Annotated in this window: 11 protein-coding genes; 3 read left to right on the top strand and 8 right to left on the bottom strand. The window is 38.7% G+C overall.

All coding sequences use genetic code 11. The features are described from left to right. Nucleotides 1-319: 319 nt before the first annotated feature. The 4 genes from NCCP133_RS18330 to NCCP133_RS18345 form a co-directional block, all read right to left on the bottom strand. Nucleotides 320-799, bottom strand: coding sequence for a hypothetical protein (locus NCCP133_RS18330; protein ID WP_264806710.1), 480 nt, complete (start codon nucleotides 797-799; stop codon nucleotides 320-322). Continuing rightward, on the bottom strand, nucleotides 796-1,404 hold the full coding sequence (locus tag NCCP133_RS18335; protein WP_264806711.1) for an ATP-binding cassette domain-containing protein: 609 nt from the start codon (nucleotides 1,402-1,404) through the stop codon (nucleotides 796-798). The genes NCCP133_RS18330 and NCCP133_RS18335 overlap by 4 nt, the downstream gene beginning before the upstream one ends. Further along, nucleotides 1,401-3,377 (bottom strand): DUF1430 domain-containing protein, encoded by a 1,977-nt coding sequence (locus NCCP133_RS18340; protein ID WP_264806712.1) that lies wholly within the window; start codon nucleotides 3,375-3,377, stop codon nucleotides 1,401-1,403. The genes NCCP133_RS18335 and NCCP133_RS18340 overlap by 4 nt, the downstream gene beginning before the upstream one ends. Nucleotides 3,378-3,459: 82 nt before the next feature. Then, entirely contained in the window at nucleotides 3,460-3,813 is a 354-nt protein-coding gene (locus NCCP133_RS18345; RefSeq protein WP_264806713.1) for a mediterrocin family bacteriocin, read from the bottom strand. A gap of 1,236 nt (nucleotides 3,814-5,049) precedes the next feature. Here NCCP133_RS18345 and NCCP133_RS18350 point away from each other — a divergent pair. Together NCCP133_RS18350 and NCCP133_RS18355 are read left to right on the top strand one after the other, a co-directional pair. Beyond that, nucleotides 5,050-5,604: a recombinase family protein gene (locus NCCP133_RS18350; RefSeq protein WP_264806714.1), complete on the top strand. Its 555-nt coding sequence runs from the start codon at nucleotides 5,050-5,052 to the stop codon at nucleotides 5,602-5,604. Between the two features lie 28 nt (nucleotides 5,605-5,632). Beyond that, nucleotides 5,633-8,590 (top strand): Tn3 family transposase, encoded by a 2,958-nt coding sequence (locus NCCP133_RS18355; protein ID WP_264806715.1) that lies wholly within the window; start codon nucleotides 5,633-5,635, stop codon nucleotides 8,588-8,590. A gap of 239 nt (nucleotides 8,591-8,829) precedes the next feature. Here NCCP133_RS18355 and NCCP133_RS18360 read toward each other — a convergent pair whose 3' ends face one another. After that, on the bottom strand, nucleotides 8,830-9,585 hold the full coding sequence (locus NCCP133_RS18360; protein ID WP_264806716.1) for an NRDE family protein: 756 nt from the start codon (nucleotides 9,583-9,585) through the stop codon (nucleotides 8,830-8,832). 254 nt (nucleotides 9,586-9,839) lie between these two features. Then, on the bottom strand, nucleotides 9,840-10,940 hold the full coding sequence (locus tag NCCP133_RS18365; protein ID WP_264806717.1) for an AI-2E family transporter: 1,101 nt from the start codon (nucleotides 10,938-10,940) through the stop codon (nucleotides 9,840-9,842). A gap of 427 nt (nucleotides 10,941-11,367) precedes the next feature. Here NCCP133_RS18365 and NCCP133_RS18370 point away from each other — a divergent pair, with 427 nt between their 5' ends. Continuing rightward, nucleotides 11,368-12,783, top strand: coding sequence for a LysM peptidoglycan-binding domain-containing protein (locus tag NCCP133_RS18370; protein ID WP_264806718.1), 1,416 nt, complete (start codon nucleotides 11,368-11,370; stop codon nucleotides 12,781-12,783). Between the two features lie 201 nt (nucleotides 12,784-12,984). Here NCCP133_RS18370 and NCCP133_RS18375 read toward each other — a convergent pair whose 3' ends face one another. Next, the gene (locus tag NCCP133_RS18375) at nucleotides 12,985-14,178 is read right to left on the bottom strand and encodes a PDZ domain-containing protein (protein WP_264806762.1); all 1,194 of its coding nucleotides are present in this window, start codon (nucleotides 14,176-14,178) and stop codon (nucleotides 12,985-12,987) included. 240 nt (nucleotides 14,179-14,418) lie between these two features. Beyond that, nucleotides 14,419-15,870 carry a S41 family peptidase gene (locus NCCP133_RS18380; protein WP_264806719.1) on the bottom strand — a complete coding sequence of 484 codons (1,452 nt, stop codon included), beginning with the start codon at nucleotides 15,868-15,870 and terminating at the stop codon, nucleotides 14,419-14,421. Nucleotides 15,871-16,711: the final 841 nt, after the last annotated feature.

Here is a 16,711-nt window from a genome sequence, read left to right on the forward strand (position 1 = left end):
AACGACACTACCAGTGTCTTGTATTTCATTTAAAAAGCTTAACTAAATAATATCTCAGGCCCCATCTAAAATATAGGTGGGGTCTATTTGACGCTTACCCAACAAAACGCGGAAAACATACGCTAAGCAAATTTCGACATGAATAAAGCCGATTTTTCCTACGTTAAGGAACCATCGGCTTTAAATTTATTGAATAAGAGGTCTGAGTGAACCTAAATTTGCTAATCACTTCGTATTGAAAGTATATTCTTCAAGAAAATTAATATGTTCACATCCTAATGGTAGCAATAGGATTTAAAATCAAGACATTGATAGACCATTATTCCAAATTCCATATTTCATTTGCCTTGGAAATTAATTTTTCTATTTCATCCTTGTTTTCCTCCACTTGCTGGACAGCAACCTTATCTTCTTTATCTATGGGTTTCATATTTTCATCAACGTAAATTTCAAATACTTCGCCATCATTTTGTAATCGAATTCCGTATTCATAACCACCGAACAATAGAGGCCATATAATCAAACCATCCATACTATTTGTTTTAGCAACCCCTAGATTGCCTGTGAAATGTAAATACCCTGGCTTTTTAACATTGTAAAGATAATCATCTTTTTCCTTGACGTGTACACCAAATTCATTTTTAGGTATTACTTCTACAAATTTATGATATTTAATCGTTGTTATCAAAAACCAGCTTATATTCCAAATTACAAAAATTGAAACAACGAATATAATAATGTTTTTCAAACTAATATTCTTTATAAATTCACCTTTCTTAATAAATTCACTTTTTATCATAAATTTACCACCCTACTACCTTGTTTTTTAATCTCCTCATCATGTGTAACAAGTATAATAGTCTTACCCTGTTTATTAAGTTGTTTTAATATGTTGAGTACTGTTTCTGCATTATCCTTATCAAGAGAGCCTGTAGGTTCATCAGCCAGTATAATTTCACACTTTTTGAGCATTAATCTGGCCAAAGCTACCCTTTGTTGCTCTCCGCCAGATAGTGTATATACCTTTTTGTTTAATTTTTCATTTAATCCTACAATTCTTAGAGCTTCTTCTATTGATAAGTTAGTCTTACAGTCTTTGCGAATCAGTTTTAAATTCTCTTTGACAGTTTTATTATCAACAAGTGCGAAATTTTGAAATAAAAACCCGATTTTTGTCCTGAAATAATTTAAATGGTTTCTTTTATTTTTTATATCAATACCGTTTACTGTAATTTCACCAATGTCTATCTTTTCAATGGCTCCTATCATATTGAGTAATGTTGTTTTACCACAACCACTTGGACCTGAAAATATCACAAAATCTCCATCATCTATAGTTAAATTAAAATTCGAAAATAATATTTTTTCATCAAATTTTTTCGTTAATTTTTTTATTTCTATCATATATTTCCTCCTTTCAATATTGTTTGTATTTTTGCATTCTCAACTTTCCGAATATAAAACCAAATAACCAATAATTCCAATACTAGGATAATAATTCCTCCGAAGACCAGATATCCAGGATCTTCTAAATTTATAAGGATAGCAGCAATAAACGATGATACTATACTTAACATTGTCGTAATAACTGTAATTAAAATTATTTTTCTATTTTTCTCAAAAATACTATATCCCATTACTTTTTTTATAGAAAGTTCAATAGCGTTGACCTCGTATTCCATTTTGATAATAGAACTTATAATTATGAGTTCTAACAACAATACCAAAATACTAAAAATAAAATTGATATATAGAACTCTTTTTACGTTTGTCCATTTATTATTGTAACTTTCTAAAACATTCGTTTTGGAAACAATTTGGTTTGTCAAATCATATTCTTTTACAAATTGATTAAAGTCACCATCGTTGGATATTTTATACATAACCTCATGTACAAATCCAATTTTTTGAGAGTCGCTTTCAATCTGGTTTCCTATTTCTTTTGCATTAATATTGTTATAAATAATTATTGGATTTTCAACAAATTTACTTCCGTTCATGTGATTCTCATCTATTGAAATTATATCAACATTATCTTCATAATAAATAACATCATAGTCATAACTAAAATTATTACCGTAGTAGAATTTTACTGCTCCATTTAATTCAGTATTAGATATTGAACCGTCAGACATGCGCTTGGGTAAAATAAAGTAAATATCCTTATTTAAAGAATGGTCCTTTAATTCCTTTATTTCGGTTGATAAATAATCAAAAGAATTTTTATTTGCTAATATACCTTTTCCATTTAATAAACCATCTGTGCTAGCTAATAAAGTTGCGTCATATTTTTCAAAGAATTCTCTATAAAAAGTTGCTTGTACCTTTGCACTGTCAGAAAGTACATTAGACATTGATCCGTCGATATTAAGATGGGGTTTATATTCTAATCGAGTATAATAATAGTCACTGAATCCTTCAAAAAATGATTTCTGCTTATAAAATTTGTATGATTCAAAAATTAATGCCAAATTACTCGATATTATTAAAATAGTAGTTATTGTCGTTATAAATTTTAAGCTGTAATTCAGTGATAATATCTTTTTAGAGCCTTTAACATTAGAAAAAACTTCTTTTAGGTTATAAAAATACATATTTAAATACAACAATCCATTAGCAAATAATAAGATTATAAATGAAGTCAAGGATATTTCGAACATAAAAAATGCATTTGTAAATTTTGATAGCATATATAATATTATGGAAAACAATAAAATGAACACTATAGAATCAATGAGAATATTTCTCCAAATGATTTTACTAATTCTTTCGCCCATTGAAACCCGGATGAGACTTTCCTTTTTCTGTAAAACTATGTCATAAAACGATAATACTAAGATTATACTGTTCATGAGTATCCAGATTGCCATCGTGTTTTTCTTCGATTCGTTACTAAAATAACCTTCTTGAGGATGATTACCGGCATATTTATCAATCAATTCCATTTTAAATTGATGCACTTGTTCGTTATTACCAATAACATAAAAATCATGTATTTTATCTATTCCAGAAATGCTTTTTATATCATTAAATGTAAAATTAAGTTGCCCTAAAAAAAGACTCGTATATTTTCTATCATATATATTTAAGTTGTCATTTATGTATTCTTCTACTCCATTAGTTCCATAAATATCGTATTCTGTATAAAAAGTACTACGGGGGGATCTTATGAAAGTAAATACTTTTACTTCACTATGATTCGCTGAATCAAGTATATCGTTAATCATTTCTTCTTCAGTTATATTCGGTTGTATATACAATGTTGTATTATCAAATTCAGTATAAAAATTATCTAAACGAAAGATATGACTTTCACCTATAATTAGTATACCGATCAGAAGAATACAAAAACTAATTATATACTTAATTGCTTTCAAAAAGACCCCTCCGTAGTTTTGGGTTCATAATATTTTACTAGAAAAATCTATATTTTATATAGTGTTATCGAATCAATACCTATTAATAAGTTATGCTATATTCAACATATGAACCTTTATGAGTAACCTCTATTTTAGCCCAAGACTTAGAGCCGGCATTTTTTGAGTAAGCACCATTACCATTACTAACTGTAGCAGTATGGTCATAATTAGAATGCGTGGTATGAGTGTAATCCTCATCAATCCAGTCGGTATTAAATCCATAATTCATAAGCCAAGTCGAATTCGTACCACTAGCAGATAATGACCAAGACTTTGTAAAAGATTTTCCACTACTATTTTTAGTTACAGTTGCTGCATCTGCTGCAGATGGAATTACTAAACTTGAAGATAATAGTCCTAAAGCTAATGAAGTATTTAAAAATAACTTTTTCATAATTTTCTCCTCCGATTGTTTAAAATTTGTTCTACGCATTTTAAGTATTGATAGGTATTTCGTTTTGTAATCGTTTACTTACGATTTAAAGATAAACAACTCCTTTTTAGGCTAAATTTGACCATTTACTTTGTTAGTCTTAGTGTTAAGCTTATACTAAGACTCTATGTAAAAGGGTCTTGCCGGGACCACATCAGGGGTCACTCGCCAAAAGTATCCCCCTGGTGCGGTCTTCTATTATAAACAGCCAGACCCAAAAACATCAGCTGCTTATAACCCATTTACTTATATGAACTTTTTGGATTTACAGAGGTTTCGAAAACCTCTATATGATAAATTCTTCGGAATATTTACAAATTCCTTTTTATTCTTAAAATAATTGTAATTTTTCTGTAAAAATTGTTATTACTTGGTTTTTCTCAAATCAATCTGAGTTAAAAGAACTATTCTTAAAAGAGAGATGATGTTACTAGTCTCTAAAATAGATACTGAACTTCATTCTTACCCCTTAATTCTTTTACCTTTGGCAGAAAGTTGTTTTTGACAATTTAGCTTTCTTCAATGCCTCGACAGCAGAGATTACTTTTTTTCTATTGATTATATGCTCGTACAAATTCAGTGTAATAACGGCCTTGGGACGGCCTAAATGCTTTCCTTTAGCTTTCGCAGCCTGTATGCTTAAGCTTGTCTAATTTTACTGTCAATACATTCTTTGTAGTTGCATTAATCAAAAACATGCTCATGCTCTTATTCTAAGTTGCCTTGAGTTCGCATAATTCATTAATTTTTTTGTGATTTTTTCACATCAACTTATACCCTCTTATGGTTTCCTTAGTGTTGGAATACAGATAATAAAAAAAGTCCAGTTTCTTAATTTTCAATACTGAGAAACTGGGCTTTTAATATTGGATTTTCCTTACCGTTGTAAATCGGCATTTTCTTGACGCTGCCCCTCGATAAGACTTTCCTACTTTAGAAATCCTTAATTTATTTAGTATTAATAATGTCTGTTTATAAGTATTGCGTTAATTTTGTCCATTGCTACTCAGACCTCATTTTGTATTTTATGTTCAAAAAGTCATCAATTTCTGAACACACAAATTTTAAAATAGTTTTCTAGCTTTCTATCTTCAATGGTTGTTCATAAACTCTGTAAACAAATCTATGTTCAGATATTACCCATTACATTAAGTTATGTTACGATAAAAACAGAATAATCAAAAAAGGGTGAAGTGAATGAAGGTAGGATATGCGCGTGTTTCCACAGGCGTTCAAAATTTAGATTTACAATTGGATGCGCTTAAAGAACATGGCTGTGAAGAAATATTTACAGATAAGATTAGTGGGGCTAGAGATAAACGGCAAGGTTTAGAAGATGCTCTCCGTTTTGTTCGATCTGGTGATATTTTAGTAGTTTGGCGTTTGGACCGATTAGGGAGAAATATGCAGCATCTTATTAAGATAGTCAATGACCTTAATGATCGGGGAGGTAGTTTTCATAGTTTGCAAGAAAACATTACGATGGACAAGGCTAGTGCCACAGGACAGCTTATGTTTCATCTCTTTGCTGCCTTTGCCGAATTTGAACGCAATCTTATTCAAGAACGCTCGGCAGCCGGACGTGCCGCCGCAAGAGCCAGAGGGCGCTTGGGGGGAAGACCGGAGAAGTTGGATAAGAAAGAGTTAGAAATACTAAAGACACTGGTGGCAAGTGGAACACCTATTACAGATATTGCTCAGATGTGGGGTGTTTCCCGAACAACCATTTATCGATATCTAGAAAAGAAATAAATTAAACTTATGAAGGGATGGGGTGGAAATGGCATCGAGAGGGAAAGAATTACTAACTGCTGATCAAAGAGCCGAATTTGTAAAAATACCTGCTGATATGACTGAACGGGAACTAGAAACCTATTATACTTTTTCACAATTTGACCTAGAAATTATTAAACGGCATAGAAGAGATCATAATCGTTTAGGATTTGCTGTGCAGTTATGTGTTTTGCGCTATCCTGGGTGGTCTCTTTCAGATGTTGAACCTATTCCTGATTATGTCATTCAATACATAGCAAGACAAATAGATGCTAATCCTGATTCGTTTTCCTTGTATGCAAAACGTGATCCAACTAAACATGAACATATGGAAGAAATTCGGCAAGTTTATGGATACCAGAATTTTTCTGCAAGTAAATATCGGGAGGTAGCTCAGTATCTTTTGAGCCATGCCCTTCAAAATGGCAATTCCATGTATCTCCTTCGAACGGCTCAAGAAGCATTGAGAAATCGAAAGACCATCCTCCCCGGCATGACGACAATAGAGCGAATGGTGTGGGAAACTCGTCGGAGGGCAGAGGAAAGGATTTTTAAAACTTTAACTAGTTCTCTTGCACATTGGCAAAAACAAAAACTGGATGCACTTATTGATCCGTTTTCGGAAAGCAGAAAAACTCCATTAGCATGGTTGCGTGAACTTCCCGGCCAATCATCACCGGAAGCCTTTTTGAAGGTAATAGAACGTTTGCAATATATTCGAGATTTGAAGTTGCCTACAAACGCACATGAAGTTCATCCAAATCGACTCCTTCAATTATCCCGTATTGGAGCACGTTATGAACCTCATTCATTTCGGAGGTTTAAGGACAATAAGAAATACGCTATTCTTGTGGCTTACCTTGTGACTCTTAGTCAGGATTTAATTGACCAGGCAATTGAAATTCATGATCGACAAATGATGATCTTGCAGTCAAAAGGTCGAAAAACACAAGAAGAAATGCAGAGAGAAAATGGAAAAGCAGTTAATGAAAAGGTTGTTCATTTTGCGGATATCGGGGCAGCACTGATTCAAGCACGGGATGAAGGACTTGATCCATTTAGCACCTTTGAAAAGATTATGCCTTGGGATCAAATCGTTACTTCTGTTGAAGAAGCAAAAAAGCTTGCACGGCCGATGGATTATGATTATCTTGACTTGCTTGAGAATCGATTTTCTTATTTGAGAAAGTATACCCCTACCCTTATTAAATCATTAGAATTTCGTTCTACAAAAGCAGCTGAACCATTATTAAATGCATTAAAAACATTGAACGAAATGAATAAATCAGGAAAAAGAAAAGTTCCAGAAGGAGCTCCGTTAGATTTTGTTCCAAAACGCTGGAAAAAGCATGTGTATGATGAGGAGGGAACCATTAATCGACATTACTATGAGATGGCAGCCCTAACGGAATTAAGAAACCATATTCGTTCAGGTGATGTATCTGTAATTGGTAGTAGACTTCATAAAGACTTTGAGGAGTATCTTGTTCCTAAAAATGAATGGAAAACAACTAGGTTAACAGAAACCAGACTGGCAGTTCGTTCATCGGCGGAGGAATACCTTAAGGAAAGAAGAAACGCTCTAGATCAACGCCTGACATGGGTTTCAAATAATATCGATAGTCTTGAAGGAGTAAATATTGATAAAACTAGGCTAAGAGTGGACCGTTTGGAAAAGGGTACGCCGGAAGAAGCACGAAATTTCAGTTTATCCTTATATAATATGCTGCCACGAATTAAACTTACGGATTTATTAATGGAGGTAGCTCACTGGACCGGGTTTGATGAAATGTTGATACATGCTTCAACCAATCGCCCTCCAAAGGGAGAAGAGAAAGTTGTTCTTATGGCTGCACTCATGGCAATGGGAACCAATATTGGATTGACGAAAATGGCAGATGCTACCCCTGGAATTACCTATCATCAGATGGCTAATACCACACAATGGCGCTTATATGATGATGCTATAAATAAAGCTCAGGCAATTTTGGTAAATTTCCAACATAAGCTTACGCTGTCATCTTATTGGGGAGATGGCAGCACCTCATCATCAGACGGAATGCGTGTGCAAGTGGGTGTCTCATCTCTACATGCTGAATCCAATCCGCATTACGGTACCGGAAAAGGAGCAACGATTTATCGTTTTACCAGTGATCAATTCTCCTCTTTTTATACAAAAGTCATTAATACCAATGCAAGAGACGCTGTACATGTCATCGATGGGTTGCTTCATCACGAAACAGAATTAAATATTGAGGAGCATTACACAGATACGGCTGGCTATACTGACTTAGTCTTTGGTTTAAGCCATTTACTAGGATTTCGTTTTGCACCACGGCTTCGTGATTTAGCTGATGCCAAATTATACACGATTCAAAAGCCGAGTGAATTCCCCAGTCTAGAAAATTTACTGCGTGGAAGAATCAATACAAAGATTATTCAAGAAAATTTTGATGACGTACTCCGTTTAGCCCACTCTATTCGAGAAGGAAAAGTGTCCGGGTCACTTATAATGGGGAAATTAGGATCCTACGCAAGGCAAAATAAACTAGCTACTGCTTTACGTGAAATGGGAAGAATCGAAAAGACCAATTTTATTTTGGATTACATATCTAATGAAACCTTACGTCGTCGTGTTCAGCGAGGATTAAATAAAGGTGAAGCAATGAATGGTCTTGCAAGAGCTTTATTCTTCGGAAAACGCGGGGAACTACGGGAAAGAGGAATACAAGATCAGCTTCAGCGTGCAAGTGCTTTAAATATTATCATAAATGCTATTAGCTTATGGAACACAGTATATCTTACAGAAGCAGTAAAATTGCTCAAAGAAAAGGGAACATTACGAGAGGACTTACTAAAACATATTTCACCATTAGGTTGGGAACACATTAATTTTCTTGGAGAATACACTTTTGATACGAAAAAAGTAGCGAGCTTGAATTCACTACGTCCCCTTATCCAATAAAATACAGCCGATTCTTCCTTAGCGTAGGGAAAATCGGCTTTTTTCATGTCGAAATTTGCTTAGCGTATGTTTTCCGCGTTTTGTTGGTGGGACCCCTGGAAGGGATTGGCTTATGACCCCGAGTCCCTAGGAGCCGCAACTAGACAAGCTTGTGACCTCGAGGGGGTAGGCGCCTGTCTCTAAGTTCAAAGGGACAAAAATTCTGTTATTATGAAAAAAAGCCAGTCTGCGCTGGCTTTTTAGTATTTTACCGTGAATTCCTGTTCCGTCTGGCTGTCACCAACATGCACCCATTCCTTATAGAAGATTTCATCCTCTGACATCAGCATGACGGTTGAACTTCTTGTGCCATACCCTTCGCTTTTTATAAACAATGGTGATAGAATACGTTCCCACTCAAGGGACACGCCCGTTTTTGGGAGATTCTCATCTGGAGCAGGATCGGCATTTTGCAGTAGCAGGAACAGTTTTTCTGTAAAATTCTCCTCAGGGTTCTCGATCAGTTTCGCTAACCCTTCCTTTCCTCTTTTCACCTTTGGCCACTCGGTGTTCAGCACATGGTTGCTGACTCCGTATATTCCCGGTTTCAATTTCTCCATTCGATTTTCAACATTAGAGTAATAATAGAGTTTATCTGGGTTGCCGGCAAGCAGATTAAAGCCGGGATACTGCTGGCGGTTTGCAGCTGTTTTTTTCAAATATTCAGCCGGCGGGGCAGTTCCTTTCAGAAAGTCAGCAACAAGTTCTCCTCTTGACCGCTTGCCTTGGGTTCCATCTTCCGGGTCACGGTAGTTTGTAAGTGCCGCAAATCTGCCGTCTTTCGTAATGCCCATCCACGTGCCCATTTTGCTTAAATCCCTTCCAGCCAGGAGATTGGGCTGATCTTCCCAAAAATGCGCCGGAGCAGTCGGCCTCCCGTAAAATTCATCCCGATTGGCGGCAACCACAAGCTTGTACTTTGGATGCTGTTTGTATGCAAATAGAATTAGACACATGCTCGGTTCACTGCTTTCGTTTGGTTTGTTGCTTTTATTGTACCTTTTTGGGATGGAAGAGTAAAAATATGTTGGAAAGGTTGAGTTGTATGAGGTGTTACAAAATTTAGAAGCTTGCTGGATTACATTGAAATTTTGCTAGATACATTCTGAAACTTGCTAGATAAAGTCCCAAAGATCCAAGATAACTGGATCATCATGCCCATGCCGGTTAAAAGAAAAGCCCCTTAAAAAAGGAGCTTTCTCAGTTTCATTTAGGTTACAGCCTCTTCCGTGGCCGTCTTTCTCGCCTTTAAAAACCGTACTGTATTCAAAACGATTGTTTTGGTGACAGCATAAGTTGGAATGGCGAGGATCATGCCGAGAATTCCGGCAAGATTGCCTGCGACCAGCAACAGGATGATAATGGTTGCCGGATGTGTGTTCAAGGTTTTTCCGAGGATGAGCGGTGATAGGACGTTCCCTTCCACCTGTTGCGCAATGATTATGACAACCACAACGAGAAAAGCTTTAGTCGGAGAGTCGAAAAGCGCTATGATGACAGCCGGCGCCCCGCCAAGAAATGGGCCGACATACGGGATAATGTTTGTTACCGCCACAATCAGCGCCATGACAAGCGCATAAGGGAGGTCAATGATTAAGTAGCCGATGAACGATAAAGTGCCGACAAACAGTGCCACTGTAATCTGGCCCTGAATGTAGGAGGAAAGCGTCCCTGCCGTCTCTCTTAACGTTCTGACACCTTCTTTGCGATACGCTGCCGGGATAAACTTTGAAACTGCCGCAGGAAATTTATCTCCATCTTTAAACATATAAAACAGCAGGAATGGAACGGTGACAATCGTGATGGCAATGTTTGTCACCAGGCTGACAATCCCCGCTACCCCTTCTGTTATCCGGCTTGGCATCGTATTGGCATAGTCCATAATCCGGGCTTCAATTTCTTGTATGGATAGGTAATCCTGAGCCATAAACCATTTGAACTGATTCGTTTCAGCCATTGAATTAATAAATTCACGTGTTGTATGGGCATATCCCGGCAAATCATTGAATAATTCTGTCACCTGCCTGCTAATGAGCGGGGCCAGATTCCCGATGACCAAAACGACGAGACCGATGACCGCTGCGTAAATGATTAAAATGGCAACCGTTCTTGGGACCTTGTACCGCTGCAGCAATTTCACAAGCGGATTTAACAAGAAATACAAAAACCCTGTAATGATGATGGGAAAAAACAGCGTTGATACAAAAATGCCGACCGGCTCAAACAGAAAAGAAATTTTGGTTGAAACATAGATGATGGTTAAAATAATCAGCAATTGCAACGTCCAGTACTGCAGTTTCTTCTTTGCCACAATGTCACCTTTTTCCTTAAAATGATTAAATAAAGAATACCATATTGTTGTTCATTTCTCCTATCATGAGTTAACACTCTATACGTGCAGTTTTTTAAAAGGTTTCAAAATAAACGTAAAAAACAGCGCCTGCATCCTTGCAGACACTGTCCCTATTAACGCATACCCGGCATAAAAAGGTATAAACATGTCCTGCTTCCTGAATAGGAACATAAAAAACGTTCGGATATTAGATTCGGAGACTGATTTTGAGTAAGCTTCCTTAAATTAAGACTATTTTAACCGAACCCTTTTTATATTGTATGCGCCTCCTTCATAAGCACCCGTCTAATAATCATAGCGGAATGCTTTCAAATAATTAATCTAGACTGATGTCACCGCGGTCCTTCCCAACATATAGTACATTATTATGTAGGAGGAGATGTTTTTGCTAATACATGTTGTCCGCAGTGGAGAGACGCTATGGCAAATTGCCCAGCGTTACAATGTGAATATGAATGGAATCATTCAAGGGAATGGGCTTGAAAATCCGAATCGGCTTGTGATTGGGCAATCATTAGTGATTCCTGTACCTCAAACAACGCATATCGTTAGAAGCGGAGAAACGTTATGGTTGATTTCCCAGCGATATGATGTACCGATCAATTTAATTGTTCAGGCGAACCAATTAACAGATCCGAATGTATTAAATCCCGGGATGAAACTATTAATCCCGCCAAAAATCCACATCACTCAGCCTGGAGAGACACTATGGCTTATTGCAAATCGATATGGAGCAGCCATACAGGCCATCATTCGTGAAAATAATATTCAAGATCCAAACCTGATATATCCTGGTTTACAGTTAAGAATTCCTTTTCGGAAACAAAATATAGAAGTAAATGCCTATTCGTATCAAGCAGATGCGGCAGGAGCCCAAACCATTCGGGAACTTGGTGATTCCCTTACGTATCATAGTCCTTTTGCATACCTCATTCGTGAAAGTGGGGATCTGCAGCCGGTGAATGATGAATTAATGATTGCTGCTGCACGAGCTGAAAATGTGATTCCAATGATGTCGGTCACAAACTTCACTTCAACCGCAGCGGGTTCAAATTTAGCCCATACTATTTTGGCTACACCGGAATTACGAGATCGAGTCATCAATAATATACTTCAGATTATGGAGAAAAAAGGATACCGTGGAGTAAATATCGATTTTGAAAATGTACTGCCTGCTGACCGGGAGAATTACAATCAGTTCCTCCAGCTTGCAGTTGACCGCCTTCACCCGAGGGGTTATTTTGTTTCTACAGCAGTTGCACCAAAAGTGAGCGGGACGCAGGCAGGTCTATTATATGAAGCACATGATTACGAAGCACATGGAAGAATTGCAGACTTCGTGGTCCTGATGACCTATGAATGGGGTTATCGGCTTGGGCCGCCGCAAGCGATTTCCCCAATTAATCAAATGAGGCGTGTGGTAGAGTATGCACGGTCTGTCATACCAGCAGAAAAAATCTTTTTAGGTTTTCAAATTTATGCAAGGGATTGGCTTCTGCCTCATGTTCAAGGTCAAGAAGCAGAAACTTTTAGTACCCAGGAAGCGGTCGCCCGTGCTGTAAAATATGGCGCCTCCATTCAATATGATACCGTCACCCAATCACCATTTTTCCGTTACGCAGATGAACAAGGCCGTGGTCACGAAGTTTGGTTCGAAGACGCACGAAGCGCTCAAGCAAAATTTGATCTCGCCAAAGAATTTAACCTCCGCGGAATCAGCTACTGGGCACTAGGGTACCCCTTCCCTTCAAACTGGGCATTACTAAACGATAATTTCAATATAAGAAAAATAAATCAATGATGGGTTACACAAAAGATCAGAAAAATGACGATCGAGCTTTTTGTAACAAATCGGTATCCCTATGGAATCATGATCACAAAAGCAATGCCATTAAAAGCATTGCTTTTTTTTTGAAGTGCCCCGAAAAATTTCAATTCTGCTTAATGATGAAATCATTCCGGGAGAATAGGAACGAGTCCCGGTTGATGATGAAACATTACCTTAAACCGCTTCACTATCCCACTTTTTATCACCCTGTACAAACAGCAGGCCAAGCTCGTGGTGATCACCTTCGTAAAGAGCCCGCTGAACGAAGCGAATCTGGCCATTTACACCAATGACATCGAGCTTGCAGTGTGCCCCATTCTTTTGGAGGGCTTCATAGAATCCTTTTTCATCAAAGATTTTCACACCATTTACCTTCGTGACGACTTCGCCAACCTGAAGGGCCATTTTATCTGCTGGCGAATCCGGCACGACGCCAAGAACCATGATGCCGTGATTGCGTTTTGAAAAATAAAACGGCGCTTGGTCCTCTGACATTCGCTGGCGAAGGGAAATGAATTCCCGTCCGATAATAGCCAGAGATATAACCCCAACAGCCGCTAACGGGTACCAATAACCGGCTGCGGACAGCAGTAAAAGCAGGACACCAAACACCGTAATTCTCAGGCCAAAAAGCTTAATTGCCTCATTCGGAAGCGTCCCCTGCACTCTTTGGTAAAAGCCAATGGCAAATGGCACAAGAATGAGTGAAAAGCTATGGTCGCCAATTGAGAAAACCGGCCACCATTCAACATGCGCCTGCAATGCTTGTCCTGGAATAAGGAGGAAAACAGGCACCATCCACATTCTTTTCGTCTCATGAACGCCAATTGTTTGGCCGCGCTTGCTTTTGACCAGTTTAGGGGAAGTCCCTTTACGGCCTTTTTTTGTAATAAGAAATCCTTCAGCGATGATCAGAAGTGCCAAGAGCACCGCAATGGCCGGAAAGATGGACTGTTCTGTATCTGTCGCTGATTTTGCGAAAGAAGGCAATGGCCATTGATGTTCAACCGCAAACATCGTGGCAAAAAAGGCAAACCCCAGCGTATAGACCGGAGCCATCCATCTTACTTTTGTCGTAAGGCTCCACAGGAAAGTAAGGACAGCTGTAAAGACGATCGTTTCTATGGGAATCACGAGTCCTGCTCCGACCATCACAGCGGAAATCGCCAATCCTGCCAGAAGGCCAAGCGGAAGCAGCTGCCTTAGCTCAAAATAGGCTTTCTCCGCCCTGACCGAAAAGTCTTTCCGCTCTCTTTTCACACGGGAAACACCCAGATAGGCCGCCACGAAAAACAAGTAATAAAACACCGGATTCACTAGCAGCTTCCCCGTTCCTTTCAAAAACTCAAAAATCCACTCCTCTATCAAACTTGCCACCAGCCCCTATCAAAAATTTCACCAGAAATTATGTAATTACCTGACAATTCTATTACTCTTTATTCTATCAAAACTATCACTCAAAACCTATTGCAATTTCACCTAAAAGCAAAAATAGCAGAAGGAAAATTCCTCCTGCTATGCTGCGTGACCAAATCCCTATACCATTATTAGACACATCAGCTGCAATTGCCAGGTTTTTCTGTAAAATTCGAGTGGCACCTTGGTACTTTACTTGGCGATAAACCTCAGTGCGGTTTGCAGCTGGAAGTCGTTTTGTTCTTTTTTCATTTCTTCGATGGCTGCTCGTTCAAGGGCAGAGGCCGTTTCCTTATCGATTTCCCCAGTCGGCTTGAGCCCTTGCTGCTGCTGGAAAGCCTTCACAGCAAATGCTGTTGTTTCACTGAAATAGCCATCTTTCCGTCCAGGAGCGTAGCCAAGTCCTTCTAGGATTTCCTGTGCATTTTTCACCATCTCGTTATTCATATCTGCCACTAAAGGCTTTTCCACCTGAAGAGGGTGGGTATGGTAGATTTCCGGCTGAATGACTTCTAGAGTTGGCTCGATTCCCTTTTTATGAATCCAGTTTCCATCCGGTGTCAGCCATTTGAACAGCGTCAGCTTAATATTGCTGCCATCACCCATTGGCACTGGCTGCTGGACAGTTCCTTTTCCAAATGTATTTTCTCCGATTAGCGTATAACCCTGTGCTTCCTTCAGGGCCCCTGCAAGAATTTCGGATGCGGAGGCGCTGCCTTTATCGATCAGAACAGCAATAGGATATTCCTTAGCTTTCTCAAGGGAAGAAAAGTACCTCATCTTTTCCCCGTTCCGCTTCTCGATTTGGAGATACGGTTTTTCGGAAGTCACCAGTTCTTTTAATATCTCCTGAACGGAAGAAAGCAGCCCTCCCGGATTACCGCGAACGTCAATGACTAGCCCCTCGATCTCCTCTTTTTCCAACTCTTTCAGCTGTTTGGCAAATTCTTTGGAAGTATCCTCAGAAAAAGAGGTAATTTCCATGTAGCCCACCTTTTTGCCGCTCTGCTCCTTCACTTCAGCATATACGGTGATTTGCGGAATCTCATCGCGCTTGACCTCCACAGTGAGCGGTTCCCTTAAACCCTGACGTGCAATCACCAGTTTTACTTTTGTCCCTTTTTCTCCGCGAATTTTCATGGTGGCTTTATATAAATCCAAGCCCTCCACACTTTCCCCATTTACTTTTAAAATTTCATCCTTTGGCTTTAAACCTGCCTTTTCTGCCGGAGAATCCTTAAAAGGAGACACAATAATGATTTTTCCATCTACCATGCTCACTTCTGCCCCAATGCCTTCAAAGGAAGATTCCAATGTGTCGCTGAATTGCTTAGCCGTCTCTTCATCCATGTAGACAGAATATGGATCCTCCAGCGTTGCAAGCATTCCCTGTATAGCTCCCTCAACAAGCTGTTTCTCTTCTACATTTTCTACGTAACTAGTTAAAATCAGCTGGTAGGCTGTTTCGACCTTGTCTATTTTTTCTTCATCAATTGGGACACTTTTTTTCTGTGGATCTAGCATTGAATTTTCGGCTCCTATGTTTTGGCCTTCCTTTGCCATCCATTGGATGCCGGCGTATGTGCCGCCAGCCCCTGTCAGCAATGAGCCTGTCATCAGTAGCGCAATCCACTTTCTGCTCATCCTCATCTTCCTTTCCGTTGACTGCATTTTATATCGTAAGAGCCTTAAAGCTTAAATTCTGCTGTTATCGGCTTTCTTCCTGCGTTTTTTTAGATTATTGATTGAAGGGCAGCTGTTTTACTAGCGGCGGGAACACGATAGGTGGATTTATGAATCATTTTGGTTTATTTTTGCTTCACTTTTTTTGATTTATGGTTCACTTCCCAGGATTTATGATCTATTTCCCGAAGTCTATGATGGTGCTTTTGCGTTCTATTTGCCACTCTTTGATGTAGAGGCATTTCCGAACACTGTAAGATTCTCCGCCCCTAATCAAAAGGCTGTTTTCTGATCGATTGGTGTTTGTGCTTATGAATTCAGACCGTTGATTACAGCACGGGGCACTTGCTTTCCGGGGAGGAGAATAAACTGAGCTTCTCGGCTTCGCCTGTGGGGTCTCCCGCTCCCTCTCCTCCTGCAAGAGTCAAGTCCCCTCCACTCCAATCAACTCTATAAGAAACAATCTTTACGAAAACACCCAAACAAAAACACCCCACAAAGGAAAGCGGAATGTCTTTGCTCATTCCATCCTATGACAGGAATGGACGAGTTATGATTTCTTTTCAATAAGCACATTATTTCAAGACCCGAATATAGTGGGTTGGATGAATAAATTGAGAAGGATGTGTGCCAATGAACCTATCAAGAGGTGAAGAAAGCAGCCAAGGACGCTGGGCATCCTGCCGCAGCATGGACGTCCAGGGGCAGTTTTAATACCTGCAGGAAATGCCTCCGTTTGCTCCTGCCCCTCCGTATATTCATGATACGCCGCCGAATGTTAAATAAACGATAAAATCATTAG

The sequence above is a fragment of the Cytobacillus sp. NCCP-133 genome (assembly GCF_026011715.1).
Classification (GTDB): Bacteria; Bacillota; Bacilli; order Bacillales; family Cytobacillaceae; genus Cytobacillus.